The organism is Kutzneria sp. NPDC051319 (assembly GCF_040682195.1).
Classification (GTDB): Bacteria; Actinomycetota; Actinomycetes; order Mycobacteriales; family Pseudonocardiaceae; genus Kutzneria.
Genome location: NZ_JBFBAM010000041.1, coordinates 1 through 16,221 on the forward strand (window position 1 = coordinate 1; position 16,221 = coordinate 16,221).

Consider the following 16,221-nt stretch of genomic DNA (forward strand, 5'->3'; position numbering starts at 1 on the left):
TTTGTCTTCTATTTTTTTTTTATTAAATTAACCCTTCTTTGTGGACTCCCCCTAAAAAAACGGCGGCCCCCCCCCGGGCGCGGCGGCGCCCGCCACTCGTGGGGGAGAGCGGTCAGGTGGTCAGGGTGCCGCACTGGCCGGCGGCCGGGCCGCCGACCGTGTCGGGCAGGCCGTTGTTGGACGGCGCCGGGGTGTTCCCGGTGCACGCCAGCGGCCCGCCGACGGAGGTGGAGGTGACGACCGCGCCGGCGTTGTTGGTCAGCGACACGGGACCGTCGACGCGGGCGGTCTCGATGCTGGTCTCACCGGTGGTGCCGACGATGCTGACCGGACCCGACACGTGGGTGCCGAGCAGGACCACGGCCCCGGCGTTGGCCGCCGACACCGGACCGCCGATGGCGCCGCCGAAGGCGTACAGCGAAGCGCCGGGCGACACGGTGACGGGCCCGTTGACGGCGCCGGTCAGGCAGGTGACGCCCTTGACGGTCAGCGGCCCGTTCACCGTGCCGTCGATGGTGGTGGCGCACACCGGGTTCGGCTTGCCGAGAAGCTCCACTTCGGACAGTGTGCCGGTCAGCTCCAGCCGGTAGTAGTTGTACCGGCCGGCCCTAGGCACGCTGAACGCCTTGGTCTGGCGGGCGTCGGTGAACTTCACGCCGGACCGCTGGTCGACGGTGGTCCACGTCTTGCCATCGTACGAGCCCTTCAACGCCCAGCTCGTGGGTGCGGAAGCGGCCTGCGAGCCCGAGGTCAGCGTGTACATCTGCACCGGCTGCTTCGGGTCGGACGGCTGGACCTGAATCGGGGCATCCACAGTGGACTGTGTGTTCGAGGTGTTGTCGAACAGCGCGCCCTGCGTGGGGTCGGTCAGGTCGTGCAGCGGCTGCGCCACGGCGTCGCCCTTGGTGATGGACACCGGCGCGTCGCCGTTGCCGCTGCCCCACTTCGACGCGGTGGGGCCCATGTCGAAGTCGAGCGTGCCGCCGGCGGCCAGCAGGCTGCTGGGCAGGGCCGTCTTGCCGTACGCCTTGCCGTTGACCTTCAGGCCCTGCACGTAGACGTTCTTGGCGTTGTTCTTCGGGGCGTTGACCACCAGGGACTTGCCGTTCTCCAGGTGGACGGTCGCCTTGGTGAACAGCGGGGAGCCCACGGCGTAGTCGCCGCTGCCCATGGTCAGCGGGTAGAAGCCCAGCGCGCTGAAGATGTACCACGCGGACATCTCGCCGTTGTCCTCGTCGCCCGGGTAGCCTTGGCCGTCCTCGCTGCCGATGTAGAGCCGCGACAGCGCCTCGCGCGCCAACTGCTGGGTCTTGGACGGCTGGCCGGCGGCGTCGTACATGTAGATGATGCCGTGCGACGGCTGGTTGCTGCCGCCGTACTGGCCCATCCGCACGTCACGGGCCTCCAGCATCTCGTGGATGATGCCGCCGTAGCTGCCGACGAACTTGGCCGTCTCCGGCGTGGAGAAGAACGTGTCGAGCTTGGCGGCCAGCTTGTCCTTGCCGCCGTACAGGTTGGCGAGGCCCTGGGCGTCCTGCGGCACCGAGAACGCCATGTTCCAGCCGTCGGTCTCGGTGTAGTCGCCGCCCCACACCCGCGGGTCGTAGCTGGCGGTCGGGGTGTGCTCGCTGCCGTCGGGGTTGCGGCCCTGGAAGAAGCCCACCGACGGGTCGAACAGGTTCACGTAGTTCTGGGCCCGGTTCAGGAAGTACGTGTAGTTGTCCGAGTACTCCTGGCGGCGCGGGTCGTTCGGCTTGGCCTTGTCCAGCAACGCCTTGGACATCTGCGCGATGCCGTAGTCGTTGACGTAGCCCTCCATCGCCCACGAGAAGCCCTCGCCGGTGGCGGTCGAGGTGTAGCCGAGGAAGTTGGACGTGTCCAGGCCCTTGCGGCCGACACCGGAGCTGGTCGGCGCGACGGTGGCGTTCTTCACCGCGGCGTCGTAGGCCGCCTGCACGTCGAAGTTGTTGATGCCCTTGACGAACGCGTCGGCGAAGGCGACATCCGAGCTGGTGCCGGTCATCAGGTCGGCGTAGCCCGGGGAGGACCAGCGCGAGGTCCAGCCGCCGTCCTTGTACTGGTTCACGAAGCCGTCGATCATCTTGCCCTCCATGCTCTGCGAGAGCAGGGAGTAGGCGGGCCAGGTGGTGCGGGCGGTGTCCCAGAAGCCGTTGTTCACGTACATGGTGCCGTCGGAGATCTTCGCGCCGGTCTGCGTCGGCGTGTCCGCGGCCACGGGCGGCGCCACCGGGCTCGCGTACTGGTACTTCGGTGCGGCGACCGTGCCGGTGTTCTCGTGCGCCTCGTTGGGGTACAGGAACAGCCGGTACAGGTTGGAGTACAGCGTCACCAACTGGTCGTGGCTGGCGCCGTCGACGGTGATCACGCCGAGCTGCTTGTCCCACGCCTGCTGGGCCCGGGCCCGCACCGAGTCGAACGTGTCGGTGCCGGAGACCTCCTGCTCCAGGTTCTTCCTGGCCTGGTCGACCGACAGCAGCGAGGTGGCGATCCGCATGGTGACGGTCTTGTCCGAGCCGGTGTCGAACTGGAAGTAGCCGGTCACGTTGTCCCGGCCGGTGCCGGTGATCTTCGCGCCGGCGGTGACCGGCTTGTCGAACGTGGCGTAAACGAACATCCGGGTCGCCCCGGTGGACAGGCCGCTCTTGACGTCGGAGTAGCCGGTGGCGACGCCGCTGGCCGGGTCGAGGGTGAGCCCGCCGGAGTTGTTCACGTTGTCGAAGTCCACAACGGACTGGTTGCCGGTGAAGGTGAACCGGAACAGCGCGGCGTGGTCGGTCGGCGTGATCTCGGTGCGCATCCCGTTCTGGAACTTGACCGAGTAGTAGTCCGGCTGTGCGACCTCGTCGTCGTGGCTGAAGGGCAGTGCGCGGGCGTTGCGGTCGGCCGTCGGGGCGCCGTTCTCCGGCATCACCTGGAACGTCTGGCGGTCACCCATCCACGGGCTGGGCTCGTGGCTGACGGCAAAGGCCTGCAGCGTCGGCAGGTTCTGCGCGTTGTTGGCCTTCGCGTACTGGTACAGCCAGTCCTGGGAGCCGGCGTTGGTCATCGGCGTCCAGAAGTTGAAGCCGTGCGGCACCGCGGTGGCCGGGTAGTTGTTGCCCCGCGAGAAGGAGCCGCTGGCGTTGGTGCCGCGCACCGTGCTGACGTAGTCGCTCAGGTGCGCGTAGGTCGGCTGCGCCGGGTTGCCGGCGATCGCGATGTCGTCCACCCAGCCGCTGAACGAGCCCGGCCCGGTCGGCTTGTCGTAGCCGATCAGGATCCGCTTGATCGTCTTGCCGGCGGCGACCGTGCCGATGGTGGACGCGATGTGGTTCCACTGGTTGGTGTACAACGACTTCGACGTGCCCTGGCCCTGCGGCGACAGGGTGAAGCCGTGCTGGTCGAGCGCGCCGAGCTGGCTCAGGTAGGTGCCGTCGGAGAAGGCCAGGTCGACCGCCGCGTAGGTGCTGGTGTAGTCGGGGTCGTCGCCGATCAGCTCGGGGAAGATCTGGTACGACAACTGGGTGTTCTTCGTGACCGCGAGGTCGACGTCGAAGATCTTGTTGTACGAGTAGGCGTGCCCGGCGACGAGGTGGCTGCCGGCGTAGCGGAACGACTTCACGCCGGTGAAGCCCGCGTTGGCCTTGGAGTTGTAGCCGCCGCTGGGGCCCTTGCCCTCGAAGCTGCGCATGGAGGGCGGCGGCGGGTTGTCGCCGACCTGCTGGATCAGCTGCACCTCGGCCAGCTGCACGATCGGGTCGCCGTGGTTCTGCGTGATGTCCAGGCGGTAGTACAGGTACGCGGTGGTGTTGCCGGCCAGGTCGTAGGACTTGGTCTGCTGCCGGTTCTCGAAGCTCTGGCCGTTCTGGGTGTCCAGCGCCGTCCAGTGCTGGCCGTCCTGCGAGCCGGACAGCGTCCACTGCTGCGGGTCGCGGCCGGGCGCGTCATTGGCCGAGGTCAGCGCGTAGGAGATGACGGCGATCGGCTCGGACAGCTGGAACTGGGCCCAACCGGTGCTGGTGAAGGTCAGCCACTTCGTGTTGACGTTGCCGTCGACGAGGTTCTCCTTGACCTCGCCGCCGCCGTCGTTCTGCGAGTTGGCCTGGACGTCGACAACCTTGTCATCGACGTTGCCGGGAATGGTGGAGGCGTCGGCCCCGTTCACACCGGCCGACTTCGCCGCCCCGCTCGCGTCGGTCTCGACCGTGTCCGTCCAGGTCGGCTGGGGTTGGCCGGCCTCAAACGAGGAGGAGAAATCGGTGGCGCCCGCCGCGGACGCCACCGCCGGGACAGTTGCTGTGAGCCCTGCTATCAATGCCGTGCTGAGCAGCAGTAACCACAGTCGTCTCATGACGTCGAACCCTCCCGGAGCGCCGTTGCCTGGGCGTCAGCGAAACCGGGTGTGACATCGATGTCAAGAATCTGTCCTGTTTCCTGTCCGGACGTTACTTCTTCTTGAGATAGGGCAGCAGCCCGGCCTCGATCACCGCGTCCGACAACGGTTTGCCCACCTCGGCCAGCCGGTCGACGCCGTCCTCGCCGAGCGCCTCGTAGGCCGGCTCGGCCAGCCGGTCGGTCAGGTCCTCGACCCGTTGCCGCATCGCGCGGCCCTCTTCGGTCAGCGTGAGTTCCTCGCCCCGCTCCACGATCTTGCGCTCCTGCAGCCCGGCCACGGCCTCGGCCCACTGCTCCTCGCTCCACTTGCGGGAGCCGCGCAGCACCTTCGCCGCGAGGTAACCGGTCGCCGCGTGCACCACCAGCGCCTCAAGGCCGGTCAGCTCCGCTGTCACCAGCGCCGCGATGTGGCCGTCGCCGCGGAACTCCCGCAGCAGCGTCTGGGCGTGGAACAGCTGGAGATGCGGCTCCGTCGGCCAGGGCAGCGCGGCGTGTGCGGCGAACAGCGGCCGACCCTCCAGCCGTTCGCACGCCGCCTCGGCCGCCTTACGGGTCAGCGCCGCGGTGTCCTTCACCGCGTCGCTGTCGATCAGGTCGCCCAGGCCCCGCCGCAGCGCCGCGTCGGCCGCCTCCAGGCGGGCCTTGAGCACCTGCTCGGGCGTGACCTTGTCCCACACCCCGGTCATGCTCTCGCGCACGAAGGCCGGGTTGAAGTTGAAGAAGGTGGCGATGACGGTCTCGGCCGAGGCCGTCCCGAACGCCGCCGACCGGGAAGCGAAGTAGCCCGCGCCGTAGCCCAGCCCCAGGGCCTCGAAGCGCTCCTGCGCCTCCGGCACGAAGTAGATGAAGCCGTGCAACGGCTCGACCGCCTGCCACGCCCTGCGCCCCAGCGTCATTGATCAGGCCCCTTTGGGTAGATACCGACCGGTCGGTCTCACTGTATAGGAGGCTGATGTTTCTGTCGTTTGCCCCGGGCGATCTCGGTGGACAGGGCGTCCAGGGGTTGCCGCCAGAACCGGCGGTAGCGGTCCAGCCAGCCGTCGATCTCCTGGAGCGGGGTGGGGTCCACGGCGTAGAGGCGGCGGGCGCCGTCGGCCCGGACCGTGGTGAAGCCGTTCTCGCGCAGCACCCGCAGATGCTGCGAGACGCCGGGCTGCGAGATGCCGAACTCCTCCCGGATCACGGCCGTGACCTCGCCGGAGGCCAGCTCCCCGTCGGCCAGCAGCTCCAGGATGCGCCGGCGGACCGGATCGCCGAGTACGTCGAACGCGTGCACCCCTCGACCTTGCACCGGCGGCTTATATAACGCAACACCGATACTCGGCCCCACGTGAGTGGCTCACTTCGCATCAGGGGCCACCTAAGCCACTCACGTGGGGCGGCTGCTGTCACGTGAGTGGCTTAGGTGGCGTTGGGGGCGAAGTAAGCCACTCACGTGCAGGAGGGGCGGCAACCCGCTACTCCGTTCGAGTGATGCGGGGCTAATTGTTAGAGAACTTTCCTAACCATATTGACTCCGCGGGGCCGCCGGGCGGAATCTTCGTGCACCCCGCCGCCGCGTCCGCCCTGACCCCGGAGGCACCATGAGTCGGCGCAGGCTCGCCACGTCCGTGGCGACCGCCATCCTCGTCGTCTTGTCCGCACTGGCCGCGCTGTTCAGCAGCGCGGCGGCGGAGGCGGCGACGACCGATCAGACGTTCCTGACCTTCTACGGCTGGTGGGACAACACCCCGCCGGGCGGCGACATCTCGTACCCGCAGATCCACGACACCGCCGGCGGTGTCGGCAGCTTCGACGACCCGATCACCTTCGCCACCGACAACGGCGAGTACAAGGCCGGCACCAAGGTGTGGGTGCCGCGGGTGCGCAAGTACTTCATCATGGAGGACAGCTGCGAGGAGTGCAGCGCCGACTGGAACGGCAAGGGCCCCAACGGCGGCCCCAAGCTGCACCACATCGACCTGTGGCTGGGCGGCAAGGGCGGCAACGCGATGGACGCCATCGACTGTGAAGACGCCCTGACGCACTACAACTCCGACAACACGCCGACGTTGGAGCCGGTGGTGGTCAACCCGCCGTCGAACGAGGACTACGACGCGACGCCGGTCTTCGACATCAAGACCGGGGCCTGTTACGGCGGTGCGCAGCCCAACCAGACCATCGGCTCGTACAAGAACAACTCGACCGGCCTGTGCATCGACGACCCGGGCAACAGCTCCACGTCCGGCACGGCGCTGAAGATGGCCGCCTGCAACGGCTCGGCCGAGCAGACCTTCCTGTTCCACGGCGCGTTCCTGGTCATCAACAACCTGTGCGCGACGATCTCCGGCAGCACGGTGAAGCTGGGCAAGTGTGACGGCGGGCCGAACAGTCAGCTGTCGATCAACCCCGACCTCACCATCAACGACATCCAGACCGGCAAGAAATGCTTCCGCGACAGCGGCGGATCGCTGGGCACCGGCAGCTGCTCGGGCACGGTGAGCAAGTGGACCTTCAGTCCGGCCGGGCAGGCCGGCCTGAACGTCGCCGTGAACCCGGCTTCGGCCTCGGTCAAGCCCGGCGCCTCGACGACCGCCACGGTGGCGGTCAGCGGGGGCACGGGCGCCGTGGCGTTGACGGCGACCGGCGTCCCGGCCGGCGTCACCGTGACGTTTGACCCCGCCTCGGTTTCCGGCAGCGGCAACTCGACGGTGACGGTGGCGGCTTCGGACACCGCAAAGTCCGGCACGTTCACCGTCGTCGGCACGGACAGCTCGGGCAGCAAGTCGGCCTCGTTCGCGTTGACGGTGAGCACGGGTGGCGGCACGTCCACGTTGTTGTCGCAGGGAAAGACCGCAACGGCGTCCTCTGTGGAGTCCACGACGTACGCGGCGGCCAAGGCCTTCGACGGCAACCTGACCTCGACCCGCTGGGCCAGCAAGGAAGGCGCGGATCCGCAGTGGCTCCAGGTCGACCTGGGCGCCACGCACAGCGTCACCGAGGTGAAACTGGCCTGGGAGGCGGCGTACGGCAAGTCGTACACCATCCAGACCTCCGACGACGGCAAGGCGTGGACGACGATCTACACCACCACGACCGGCAACGGCGGATCCGACGATCTCACGGGTTTGGCGGGATCCGGCCGGTACGTGCGGATGAACGGCACGGCCCGTGGCACCAGCTACGGCTACTCGCTCTACGAGTTGCAGGTCTACGGTTCCTGACCGGAAGCTCCAAAGTGCACAGTTGAGTGCCTGTTGGTCCTGCTCAGGCTCGCGTACGCGGCTACCCTGATTTGGTGGGGGTAGCCGCTGCGCCAGCCTAGGAGTAACCGCGTTGCCCGAGTACCTCATCTCCCAGCACGACCCGCGCGGTGAGCGGGCCGACCAGCTCGCCGCCGTGCGCGGCGAGTACCGCTACACCATGGACCTCGGCTTCCCGGTGTCCTCGACGCTCGGCGCGGACCACGAGCCGGGCCCGGGCTGGCAGCTCAAGGCGCTGGCCAAGCAGGAGGAGCTGCGGCTGAACCTGCTGCGGCTCAAGCGCCAGGGCAAGTGGAACTTCGTCAACGACCTGCAGCCGCTGGCCCCGCACAAGCTGGCCACGATGGTGCGCGCGGGCGACATGGGCGGCATCGTCGAGTACTTCATGCCGCTGCCCGGCGGCGTCACCGGCGACCACGTCGACAAGACCGTCAAGGCGTTCCAGGACGTGTTCGCCCGCGTCGAGCAGCCGCCGGCGACCGCGGACTTCCGGTCCGACGAGTACTTCGCCGAGGTCATGGTGGCCGGCCCGGACCCGACGCGGCTGGTGCGGATGGACCGTGTGCCGGGCAAGTTCCCGCTCACGTCCACGCATCTGGGCGAGGACCTGGACCACGCCATCGCGGCCGGCCGGGTGTACTGGATCGACTACGAGGCCATGTCCGCTTTGGACAATGGCACCCACCCGCAGTCGCCGAAGTACATGTACTCGCCGATGGTCGCGTTCGTCGTGCCCCGCGGCGGCGGCCCGCTGAAGCCGTTCGCGATCCAATGTGGACAGGACCCGGCCGGCCGGGACATCTACACGCCACGGGACGGCTACTCGTGGATGCTGGCCCGCAACTGCGTGCTGACCGCGCACAATACGTACCACGAAGTGTTGACGCACCTGGGTTTCACGCACCTGATGAGCGAGCCGGTGCTGATCGCCGCCGTGCGCAACCTGGCGGTCAACCACCCGGTGGCGGTGCTGCTGCGGCGGCACTTCGAGGGCACCATGTCGATCAACAAGCTGGCCGTGGAGCTGCTGATCCAGCCCGGCCGGGCCGTGGAGTACCTGATCGGCTCCGACCTGAAGAGCACCTATCCGTGGCTGGCCGAGCACCGGGCCAAGCGCTCGTTCCGTGACAACTACCTGCCGACCAAGCTGGCGTCCTCACGCGTCGACAGCGTCTCGGCGCTGCCGCACCACCCGTACCGGGACGACGGCCTGCTGGTGTGGAACGCGATCTACCGCTGGGTCAGCGACTTCGTCGGCGCCTACTACAAGTCCGATGTGGACGTCGTCGGCGACCACGAGCTCCAGGCCTGGGCGGCCGAGGTCGCGTCGGCCGAGGGTGGGCAGGTGCGGGACTTCGGGGCCACGCCGGGGCAGATCCTCGACCGCAACGACCTGGTCGAGATCCTGACCATGGTGGTGTGGACGGCCGGGCCGCAGCACGCCGCCGTCAACTTCACGCAGGCGGACCACATGGCGTTCCTGCCGGCCAACCCGCTCGCCGGCTACACCGAGGAGCCGAAGGGGCTCGGGCACGGCGAGGCCGACTGGCTGGCCAACCTGCCGCCGCTGGACGTCGCCGTGCAGCAGTTCTGCGTGATGACCTTCCTCGGCTCGGTGCACCACGGCGTCCTCGGCGACTACGGCGCCGACTTCGCCGACAGCGCCGTTTCCTTGTCGCACAGGCGTTTCCGGGGAGAGCTGGCCGCCGTAGAGGACGAGATCGTCGCCCGCAACCGCCGTCGGTCCCGGGCCTACACCTACCTTCAGCCCTCGCTCATTCCCAACAGCACCAACATCTAGCTGTGTTTGTTTGCCGCGCGTTCCGCGCGGGGCTCGGCCCCCCTTAAGCCCCTGCCTCGCCCTTGCTGGATTTTTCGAGGCCCGCAGCGGCTTGGTGGTGGGGCGAGTTGAGTGGCGGACCTCGAAAAATCCAGCAACCGGGCGAAGCAGGGGCGGGGCCGAGCGCTCTCCGGTGTTGGAGGGGCAGAGCGTTATGTGCGGGCGGGGGCTGAGCGCTCTGTGGGGTTGGAGGGTCAGGGTTAGGTGTGGGCGGGGCGAGCGCTCTGTGGGGTTGGAGGGTCAGAGTTAGGTGTGGGTGGGGGCGAGCGGTCTCTGGGGTGGCGGCGGAGGGGGCTAGACGGCGTCCAGGTAGAACCACTTGCCGTTCTCGCGTACGAACCGGCTGCGCTCGTGCAGGGAGCCGCCGGTGTAGTGGGCGTCGAACTCCACGACGCCTTCCTTGTCGAACAAGCCGCCCTTGTCGCGGTCGACGATCGACAGCCCCGTCCACTCTGTGTCGTCCAGCGTGAGTCGACGGGGCTTCGTCGTGCTGTGCCACGTCCGCAGCAGATACGCCCGGTCGCCGACGGCGAAGGCCGCGTAGCGGGACCGCATCAGTAGCTCCGCCGTCGGGGCGTTCCCGCCCTGGTGGAAGCGCCCGCAGCAGTCCTCGTACCGGCCGCCCAGGCCACATGGACACGTCATGGGGTGATTCTCGCAGCCGCGACGCCGGAGGCGGCGCCAACAAGCACGACAAGTACGGCTTCCGCTGCGTCAGCGAGTACGAGCTCAAGGTCGGCGGCAAGTTCCGGGCCCTGGCCAGCAAGGAGATGGCCGCGCACGGCGCCCCCGAGGTCATCATCGACGGCGAGGTGCTGGAGTGCGACCCGCCCCGCCGCCTGGTCCAGACCTGGCACGCCATGTTCAGCCCCGAGATCGGCGCCGAGCCGGTGACCACGCTGACCTGGGAGCTGGAGGAGCAGTACGGCTCCACCCGCCTCACCGTCACCCACGAGACCACCGACGCCCCGATGGGTGGCTGAGGCCGTCGTCAGACCCCGGGCGGCCGAAGTCCTGACCCGGGGCGGCGACGATCTTGATCACCTGGTCGCCGCTGACGGTGAGGCGCAGCACGGCGAACTCGCGGCGGTTGATGAAGGCGATGAGCTGGGGCGGCGCCGAGACGAGGGTGGCGTGGCCGAGGAAGCGGAGCAGGCCGGCGGCGACGTCGGCGCTGCCGTGACGCTCACGGTCGGCGCCGGCGAAGGTGCCGGTGCCCCAGACCTCGGGGTGCAGGACCCGGAGCAGGGCGTCGAGGTCGCCGGTGGAGCAGGCGGTGATGAAGCGCTCGGTGACGAGCTGGTGCTCGGCGTCGTCGACCGGATAGCTGCGCTCCAGGGCGATGTGCTGGCGGGCGCGGCGGGCCAGCTGACGGCAGGTGGCGACCGGCCGGCCGAGGGATTCGGCGACGGACTCGAAAGGCGTGCCGAACACGTCGTGCAGGATGAAGGCGACCCGTTCGGCCGGGGGAAGCCGTTGCAGCACAACCAGAAGCGCCAGCCGGACCTCGTCGTCGAGCGTGACGCGGTCGGCCGGGTCGACGGTCGCCGGCTGCTCGGGCACGTCGCCGGGCAGCTCGCGCCGGGAATGCGCGGACTTCAGCTGGTCCAGGCACAGCCGGCTGGTCACGACGGTGAGCCAGCCCCGGTCGTCGTCCACGTCCACGGCGGCCGACCAGCGGACAAAGGCCTCCTGCACGACGTCCTCGGCCGCGCCGATGTCGCCGAGCATGCGGTACGCCAGGTTCACCAGGTACGGGCGGTTGGCCCGCCACACCTCACCGAAGCCAGTCACAAGGGTTACGACGATACGGCCCGCCGGAACGTGACATCACTTTCGGGACATGTCACTTTCTCGAAGGCCGCGTCGTCCTGAAGACATGATCCTGGTAACCGGGGCGTCCGGCACGGTCGGCCGCCCACTCGTGGAACTACTGGTGTCCGCCGGGCTGAAGGTGCGCGCGGTGGCACGGAACCCGTCGGCGCTGCCGCGCAGCGTGGAGGTGGTGGATCGGCCGGTGCTGGAGGGAGTCACCGGGCTGTTCGTCAACCCCCGGGCGGTCGGCGACGACATCGACGGGCTGCTGGCTGAGGGCGAAGGCGTGCTGAAGCGGGTCGTCGTGCTGTCGGCGGTGAATGTCGACGACGCCCTCGACACGCAGCCGTCACGGTGGCGAGGCGACCGCAACACCGAGGTGGAGCGGGCGGTCACGGCCAGCGGCCTGGACTGGGTGGCGCTGCGGCCGACGACTTTCGCGGCCAACTCCTTCGGGCTGTGGGCGGAGCAGATCCAGCACGGGGACACGGTGCGTGGCTCGTACGCGGAGGCCACCTGGTCGCCGATCCATGAGCTGGACCTGGCCGAGGTGGCGCTCCATGCGTTCCTGGACGACGGCCTGCTCGGCACCCGGCCGGTGCTGACCGGACCCGAGTCGCTCACGCAGAGGGAAATGGTCAGCGCCATCGGCCACGCCATGGGCCGCGAGCTCACCTACCTGGAGATGGCCCCAGAGGTGGCCCGGGCGGCGCTGGTCGGCCGCGGTTTCCCGGCCGGATTCGCGGCCGGCCTGCTGTCCTTGCAGGCACGTTCGGTCGGCGTGCCGGCGCTGATCACCAACGAGGTGCGCCGGGTGCTGGGCCGTCCGGCGCTGACCTTCGCCCGCTGGGCGTCGGACAATGCTCACGTCTTCGGGAGGGCGGCATGAGGATCACGGTTTTCGCGGCTACGGGCGGCATCGGCCGCTGCGTGGTGGACCAGGCCGTCGCGGCCGGTCACGAGGTCACCGCCGTGGTGCGGGACCCGAGCAAGGTGGCGCCGGGCATCCGCGCCGTGCGGGCCGATCTGTCCGATGTGGACACTGTGCAGCTGGAGAAGGCCGTTGATGGGGCCGATGCCGTGCTGTCGGGCCTGGGCCCGCGCAACGCCCGCGTGGCCGGCATCGCCTCCGCCGGCACGCAGGCGATCGCCGAGGCCATGAAGGCCACCGGAACACGGCGTTTGCTGGTGGTCAGCGCCGCGCCCGTGTCGACCACGCCGTCGCCCGACCGCCCCAATCCGCCGCGCCATGACCCCGCCGAGGGCATCATCATGCGTACCGTGCTGACGCCCATCGTGCGCAAGGTGTTGGAGGCGCACTATCGCGACCTGGCCATCATGGAGGACATGCTCCGGGCCAGCGGCCTGGACTGGACCTCGGTTCGGCCGCCGCGCCTTACCGACAAGCCCATGACCGGCCACTACCGCACTGCCATCGAGCAGAACATCCACCGCGGCGCTTTGATCCCACGGGCGGACGTCGCCCACTTCATGCTGGCCGCGATCACCGACCCGCGCACGTATGGTCACGCGATCGGTATCGCCACCTGACCCGCCGCCGCACTGCTCGCGGTCATGCCATCGGCGTCACGACATGACTCGGCTGCATCACCCGATCGAAGCCGACAAACCGGCGGGGGCCGGTCAGCTCCAACGTCAACGTCGACTCCATGTCCACACTGGACCGTCCGATGCGGAGCTCCACCGCGCCGGGATCAACCTGCCGCTGACCGGAAAGACCGGTGTAGCAGGTGAGATCGGCGTGCAGGGTGAAGTCAACCCGGGTGGTGCCGCCGGGCGGCAGGGTGATGCGGGAGAAGGCGATGAGCTGCTGCACGGGGCGAACGACCTCGGCGACGGGGTCGTGCAGGTACACCTGGACGATCTCGGTCGCCGGCACGGCGTTGTCATTGCGCAGGGTCACGGACAGGCGGCACTCGCCGTCGGTCGGCCAGTCCCGGTCGGAATCGGCGTCGAGCCAGGTCACGGGGGCGTAGCTGAGGCCGTGCCCGAAAGGGAACAGCGGCGTGGGGTCGACGCTGCTGAGCTCGGTCCGACGGCCCAAAATCGGGGCCAGATAAGTGGAAGGGTGGCCGGCGCCGGTCCGCGGGAAGCTGACCGGCAGCCGGCCGGAGGGATCGACCCGCCCGCTGAGCACGTCGGCGAGCGCGGTCGACCCCTCCTCCCCGGGCAGGAAACCACACAGGATGGCGGCCAGGCGGTCCACCTGCCGGGAGATCTCGTAGGGCCGGCCGACCAGCAGCACCAGCACGACCGGCGTGCCGGTGTCCAGCACGGCCTCCAGCAACTCCTCCTGCCGCCCGGGCAGCCGCAGGTCGGCGACGTCGCAGCCCTCGCCGGACGTGCCGGTGCCGAACATGCCGGTCCGGTCACCGAGCACGACCACGCAGAAGTCGGCTTCCCGGGCCACCGCAACGGCTTCGGCGATGCCGGCGTCGTCGCCGCCGAGCACGGGACAGCCCAGGGCGTAGCTGACGTCGTAGTCCTTGCGCAACGCGTCGAGCACGGTCGGCACCTCGATGCCAACAGGCACATCGGGATGGTGCACGCCGACATGCACGGGGAAGGAGTAGCAGCCCATGACCGCGTGCTGGTCATCGGCCCGGGGACCGATCACGGCCACGCGCGCGCCGGCCGGCAGCGGCAGCGTGTCCCTGTTGTGCAGCAACACAATGGACCGGCGGGCCAGGTCGAGAGCCAGCGTTCGGGACGACTCCGGATCGAGATCGAAGGGGCCGGCCGGTTCGGGGGAGTAGTCGTCGTCGAGCAGGCCCAGCTGCCACTTCTGTTCCAGCACGCGGGAAACAGCGCGATCGACCAGCGTCGGGTCGACGTCGCCGGCCGCCAAGGCCGCCAGCAGCGCGTCGCCGTAACAGGTCACGGTCGGCAGCTCGACGTCGATGCCCGCCCGCAGCGCGAGACCGGCTGCTTTCCCTGGTGTGTCGGCAAGTCCGTGCAGCGTCTGGAGGAAGGACACGGCGTGGTAATCGGCGACGACCGTGCCGGTGAAGCCGTACACCTCACGAAGGCGCTGCGTGAGAAGGGATTCGTCGGCGGCGGCCGGGATGCCGTCGTTGTCGGTGTAGGCGTTCATCACCGACCGGGCCCCGGCCCGCAACGCCATCTCGAACGGCGGCAACAACACATCGGCCAGCTCGCGCGGACCGATCGACACCGGCCCGAAGTTGCGGCCGGCGCGGGACGACGAGTAGCCGGCGAAGTGCTTCAGCGTGGCCACGACTCCGGCCGACTCCAGGCCACGCACGTACGCGCTGCCGATCAGCCCGACCAGGAACGGATCCTCGCCGATCGTCTCCTCGACCCGGCCCCACCGCAGGTCACGCGTCACGTCCAGCACCGGCGCGAGCCCTTGGTGCACGCCGAGCGCCCTCATGCTGCCGCCGATCGCGGCCCCCATCCGCGCCACGAGGTCCGGATCGAAGGCGGCGCCCCAGCACAGCGGCGACGGGAAGATCGTCGCCTGCCACACCGTCAGCCCGGTCAGGCACTCCTCGTGCGCGATCGCCGGAATGCCGAACCGGTTGGCCGCCATGATCCGGCGCTGGCTGCGCGCCAACCCCCGCGCGCCGAGCTCCGGATCCACCGGCAACGTGCCGAAAGTCCTGGTCAGCTGGCCGAGCCCGTGCCGGACGGCGGCGTCGAAGTCGACCGCGGCCAGGTCCGAGTCATCCTGCGTCGGCGCGACGACGCCGCCCTCGTCCTGGTTGAGCCAGACGCTCTGCAGCTGGGCGACCTTCTCCTCGACGGTCATCCGCGCCAGCAGGTCCGCTACCTCGGGGCGCATGTCGACCCCCGTACGACGAGGTGGGTGTCCAGGGTGACGTGCGTCTTCTCGATCTCCTCGCCCCGCATCAGCTGCACCAGCATCTCGACCGCCCGCCGGCCCATGACCTTGATCGGCTGGTCCACGGTGGTCAGCGGCGGCGAGTTCAGCGCCGACTCGGGGATGTTGTCGAAGCCGACCACGGACAGGTCCTCCGGCACCCGCAGCCCCAGCGACCGGGCCGTCTCGACGGTGGCGATGGCCGAGGCGTCGTTGGACGCGAAAACCGCAGTTGGTGGCGTCGGCGCAAGCAAGGCCCGTTCTGCCGCCGCGGCCGACACCACGGGGTCGTAGTCGCCGGGCAGCATCAGAGCCTCGTCCACCGGCATCCCCGCTTCGGCCATCGCCTCCCGGAAGCCCCGCTCGCGCAGCCGTGCCGACTGGAGGTCCTCGCGCCCGGTCAACATGGCGATTCGCCGGTGCCCCAAGGAAAGCAGGTGCTCCACGGCCAGTCGGGCGCCGCGCAGGTTGTCGGAGTCGATGGTCGGCAGCCCGGACGGGCCGGTGTGCGGGTCGACGGCCACCACCGGGGCGGCGAAGCGCACGTCGAGCACGCTGGGCGTGACCAGGACGGCCCCGTCGATGAGCGTGCCGGACAACCGGGACAGGTAGCGCCGCTCCCAGCCGAGCTTGGCCCCGGTGCGGCCGCCGGCCGAGTACACGACCAGCTCGTAGCCGGTGTCCCGGATGGCGTCGGCCGCGCCCCGCAGCAGCTCGGTGCTGAACGGCTCGATGTCGGCGACCAGGATGCCGATCACGTTGGTCTTGTGGTTGCGCAGGCTCTGCGCCACCAGGCTGGCCTCGTAGCCCAGGTCGGCGATGACCGCCCGGACCCGGGCCATGGTGTCGGCCGACACCCCGTAACGGTCGTTGATGACCTTGGAGACGGTCGCCACCGACACGCCGGCGACCGCCGCGACGTCCCGGATGGTCACCCGTGAGCTTGGCTGCACCCGCCCGACGGTACCCGTGTAAAACGTTATCGACAACGATTGACACGCGGTCCGGACGGCCCCAGACTCAGGCACCAATTCGGGCCGTGGAGCCCGGTCCAGCTCGGCCGA

12 protein-coding genes are annotated in these 16,221 nt (G+C 69.3%); 5 read left to right on the plus strand and 7 right to left on the minus strand.

Annotated features, from left to right (window positions below; all coding sequences use genetic code 11):
* Positions 1-112: 112 nt before the first annotated feature.
* From AB0M73_RS31440 to AB0M73_RS31450, 3 genes are all read right to left on the minus strand, one after another.
* A complete protein-coding gene (locus AB0M73_RS31440) occupies positions 113-4,351 on the minus strand; it encodes a GH92 family glycosyl hydrolase (RefSeq protein WP_363898119.1) in 4,239 nt (1,412 codons plus the stop codon).
* 94 nt (positions 4,352-4,445) lie between these two features.
* Entirely contained in the window at positions 4,446-5,291 is an 846-nt protein-coding gene (locus AB0M73_RS31445; protein ID WP_363898122.1) for a hypothetical protein, read from the minus strand.
* 38 nt (positions 5,292-5,329) lie between these two features.
* Complete coding sequence (locus AB0M73_RS31450; protein WP_363898125.1) at positions 5,330-5,671, minus strand: metalloregulator ArsR/SmtB family transcription factor; 342 nt, start codon at positions 5,669-5,671, stop codon at positions 5,330-5,332.
* A 307-nt stretch (positions 5,672-5,978) separates the two neighbouring features.
* Between AB0M73_RS31450 and AB0M73_RS31455 the strand changes: the two genes are divergently transcribed.
* The gene (locus AB0M73_RS31455) at positions 5,979-7,598 is read left to right on the plus strand and encodes a discoidin domain-containing protein (RefSeq protein ID WP_363898128.1); all 1,620 of its coding nucleotides are present in this window, start codon (positions 5,979-5,981) and stop codon (positions 7,596-7,598) included.
* A gap of 112 nt (positions 7,599-7,710) precedes the next feature.
* Complete coding sequence (locus AB0M73_RS31460; RefSeq protein WP_363898131.1) at positions 7,711-9,438, plus strand: lipoxygenase family protein; 1,728 nt, start codon at positions 7,711-7,713, stop codon at positions 9,436-9,438.
* A 333-nt stretch (positions 9,439-9,771) separates the two neighbouring features.
* Here AB0M73_RS31460 and AB0M73_RS31465 read toward each other — a convergent pair whose 3' ends face one another.
* Entirely contained in the window at positions 9,772-10,122 is a 351-nt protein-coding gene (locus tag AB0M73_RS31465) for a YchJ family metal-binding protein (protein ID WP_363898134.1), read from the minus strand.
* On the opposite strand from AB0M73_RS31465, the gene AB0M73_RS31470 reads away from it, so the two are divergent.
* Entirely contained in the window at positions 10,110-10,460 is a 351-nt protein-coding gene (locus AB0M73_RS31470) for an SRPBCC domain-containing protein (RefSeq protein WP_363898137.1), read from the plus strand. The genes AB0M73_RS31465 and AB0M73_RS31470 overlap by 13 nt on opposite strands.
* On the opposite strand, the gene sigI is transcribed toward AB0M73_RS31470, so the two are convergent.
* Positions 10,423-11,271, minus strand: a complete 849-nt coding sequence (sigI, locus tag AB0M73_RS31475; RefSeq protein WP_363898140.1) for an RNA polymerase sigma factor SigI — start codon at positions 11,269-11,271, stop codon at positions 10,423-10,425. The two genes, AB0M73_RS31470 and sigI, sit on opposite strands and share 38 nt — an antisense overlap.
* An 85-nt stretch (positions 11,272-11,356) precedes the next feature.
* Here sigI and AB0M73_RS31480 point away from each other — a divergent pair, with 85 nt between their 5' ends.
* Together AB0M73_RS31480 and AB0M73_RS31485 are read left to right on the plus strand one after the other, a co-directional pair.
* The gene (locus AB0M73_RS31480) at positions 11,357-12,181 is read left to right on the plus strand and encodes a nucleoside-diphosphate sugar epimerase (protein WP_363898143.1); all 825 of its coding nucleotides are present in this window, start codon (positions 11,357-11,359) and stop codon (positions 12,179-12,181) included.
* Positions 12,178-12,843, plus strand: coding sequence for an NAD(P)H-binding protein (locus AB0M73_RS31485; protein ID WP_363898146.1), 666 nt, complete (start codon positions 12,178-12,180; stop codon positions 12,841-12,843). Before AB0M73_RS31480 ends, AB0M73_RS31485 begins: the two co-directional genes overlap by 4 nt.
* Before the next feature lie 22 nt (positions 12,844-12,865).
* Here the strand turns inward: AB0M73_RS31485 and AB0M73_RS31490 are convergent, their stop codons facing one another.
* Both AB0M73_RS31490 and AB0M73_RS31495 read right to left on the minus strand, forming a co-directional pair.
* On the minus strand, positions 12,866-15,118 hold the full coding sequence (locus tag AB0M73_RS31490; protein ID WP_363898149.1) for a glycoside hydrolase family 3 N-terminal domain-containing protein: 2,253 nt from the start codon (positions 15,116-15,118) through the stop codon (positions 12,866-12,868).
* Complete coding sequence (locus AB0M73_RS31495) at positions 15,103-16,110, minus strand: LacI family DNA-binding transcriptional regulator (protein WP_363898152.1); 1,008 nt, start codon at positions 16,108-16,110, stop codon at positions 15,103-15,105. Before AB0M73_RS31495 ends, AB0M73_RS31490 begins: the two co-directional genes overlap by 16 nt.
* Positions 16,111-16,221 lie beyond the last annotated feature (111 nt).

Bases quoted from the DNA above. Each gene is read 5' to 3' on its own strand.
- AB0M73_RS31470 (WP_363898137.1), top strand. From the start codon at position 10,110: ATGGACACGTCATGGGGTGATTCTCGCAGCCGCGACGCCGGAGGCGGC.
- AB0M73_RS31485 (WP_363898146.1), top strand. From the start codon at position 12,178: ATGAGGATCACGGTTTTCGCGGCTACGGGCGGCATCGGCCGCTGCGTG.
- AB0M73_RS31455 (WP_363898128.1), top strand. From the start codon at position 5,979: ATGAGTCGGCGCAGGCTCGCCACGTCCGTGGCGACCGCCATCCTCGTC.
- AB0M73_RS31465 (WP_363898134.1), bottom strand. From the start codon at position 10,122: ATGACGTGTCCATGTGGCCTGGGCGGCCGGTACGAGGACTGCTGCGGG.
- AB0M73_RS31480 (WP_363898143.1), top strand. From the start codon at position 11,357: ATGATCCTGGTAACCGGGGCGTCCGGCACGGTCGGCCGCCCACTCGTG.
- AB0M73_RS31445 (WP_363898122.1), bottom strand. From the start codon at position 5,291: ATGACGCTGGGGCGCAGGGCGTGGCAGGCGGTCGAGCCGTTGCACGGC.
- AB0M73_RS31490 (WP_363898149.1), bottom strand. From the start codon at position 15,118: ATGCGCCCCGAGGTAGCGGACCTGCTGGCGCGGATGACCGTCGAGGAG.
- AB0M73_RS31440 (WP_363898119.1), bottom strand. From the start codon at position 4,351: ATGAGACGACTGTGGTTACTGCTGCTCAGCACGGCATTGATAGCAGGG.